2 protein-coding genes are annotated in these 2,181 nt (G+C 31.8%); both read right to left on the bottom strand.

The window, feature by feature from the left end:
• On the bottom strand, positions 1 to 1,429 hold a 1,429-nt coding region (locus EC396_RS12165; RefSeq protein WP_129366939.1), incomplete at its 3' end, for a DUF4955 domain-containing protein.
• Positions 1,430 to 1,540: 111 nt separating this feature from the next.
• On the bottom strand, positions 1,541 to 2,181 hold a 641-nt coding region (locus EC396_RS12160; protein WP_164975273.1), incomplete at its 5' end, for a T9SS type A sorting domain-containing protein.

Raw genomic sequence — 2,181 nt, 5'->3', positions numbered from 1 at the left:
TGTTTGTGAAACTTGCATTATGTTTAAAATTCCAGAATGTTAGGTATGGTCCGCTATTAGGATATGCCGTTTCAGCGCCGCCACTTCCACTTAAAATACCACCTCTAACATTATCTAATAAATTGGCATAGGGATGATACCCATGACAATCGATAGATTGATTTGTTTGCATATTACAATTAACGAACACAGTGCTCGTTGTACTCCAACGCATCCCTGGACCGTGCAGCATACCTTTATCAGGATCTTTTGACAACCCTTCGCTTACATTATCGATACAATTTTCAAATAGCACACCATAACTGTATCTTGAATAGTAACTAGTATGTCCTTTCTTACCAGAAAATTCAATATCTTTAACAGTAACGGCTATACTTTTTTCTATACAAATACCTTCATTCCAATCTTTAAAATGGCAATTTCGAATCCATCCATTTGCCACATTATTAAAAGCAACGGCTTGCCACGCATAATCTACAATATCGCTTGCGTGGTGTAAAAAATCTTCTGGATAATGTTTCCAACCACTTGTAAATAAAATATCTTCAACACCTACTTCTGTAATTGTTTGAAACGTTTTAAGAACCGTCGTAGATGATAATGGCATATTAAGCTGAACGGGGTTTTTAAAGGTTATTTTGTTCCCTGCAATTTTAGTAATAACATGTTTCTCATAAGGACGGATACCATTGTTTATTATAGGTGTCCATCTAATATTAGGCGTTAAACCCGGCATATTTGCTTCAAGGTTAGCAGGGGTACGTTGATACAAATCAACATATTGCCCAATCGATAAATTGGCTGCACTGGCAACTTCTATTTCGAAGTCTCCTTTTTTAATCTCTTTTGTTACTTGAGTAATATCAACAGAATTAGTATTTGAAGGCAAAAACATAAATTGATAGTTAATTTCACCGCTACCAAACTTATTTTCATTGAATTTGTCTGTATATATTTCTGTTCCGCCAATACCGCTTCCTGCACCTTTTAAAATGATATTACTCTTTCGAACAATAATGGGCTGTGTTTTTGTAGTTTCACTAGAAACGATGTAGCGTCCAGCTGGAAAATAAACAACAGTTGGTTGACCACTAGCTTCTGCTGCATTAATTGTGGCTTGTATAGCGCTATCATCATAACCTGTATCATTTGGTATGGCACCAAAATCTGTAACATTTAGTCTATTCCAACTTGATACATTTGGTAGTCCCTTTTCAGAAAAATGATATCCAGAAAACGAAAATTCGTTTAGTTTCGCTTCTGACAACTTATTTGTTAATTTTTTCTGAGCAAAATCAACCCATGAAGGTGCTTCTGCATTTTGGGAGTTAACAGTTATAGACCAAAACACCAATATTATAACACATTGTTTTAAAATTGAAAACTTTTTAAATTGGAATTTTATTATTTTATTATTTAATTTAATCATTTATCTATTTATTTTATTTCTAAACTTTTAACCAATCACATCTCTATAATCTAACTCAAAACAGCATTAAAAACCTACAAATTAGATAATTATCGACTGAACTTTTCGATATTATTTTTTTATTAATTTTATTACTTCTGGTTTATCAATATATATTTTAATGAAATAAATACCGATAGGTTTATTACTTATATCTAAACTTACTGCACCTTCATTTACCAAATATGTTTTTGAGGATATCAATTGAGATTGTATGTTGTATATTTCTATGTTTGCTGTTTTTATACCTTCTGGTAAATACATCTCAAACAAACCGTTTGTTGGGTTAGGATACACACGCACATTTTCTAATAAATCTATACTTTTTGAAAGCACACCTTGACAAGCTGATTTACTTTGAATTTGCAATTGATCACCATGATTTATTTCAACAGAAAAATCGGTTTGATATGTTTCTAAAATGGTTTTTCCATTTTTAAGAACCGTATAAGGAGCTGTTCCTTCGGCAATAGAAATAGATGCTGTTTTTTTATCAACAAGTATTTTTCCGCTTAAGTTAGAAGCTTCAGCAATGGAAACTTTGTAACATTGTTCAAAAGTATCCCCTTCAACAGTAATACATAAATCATAAGCTCCTGGACTTAAATTATCAATATTTAAAATGCTTGTGAAATTATCTGTATAATTAAAGTTGTTTCCTTTTAATGTTGCTGTATAATTTCTAGTTTCGTCAGCTTCAATTTTAACATTTC

The organism is Lutibacter sp. HS1-25, from assembly GCF_004121075.1.
GTDB lineage: Bacteria > Bacteroidota > Bacteroidia > Flavobacteriales > Flavobacteriaceae > Lutibacter.
The sequence above is the reverse complement of the archived record's forward strand: the minus strand, read 5'-3'. Positions and strand labels throughout refer to the sequence as shown.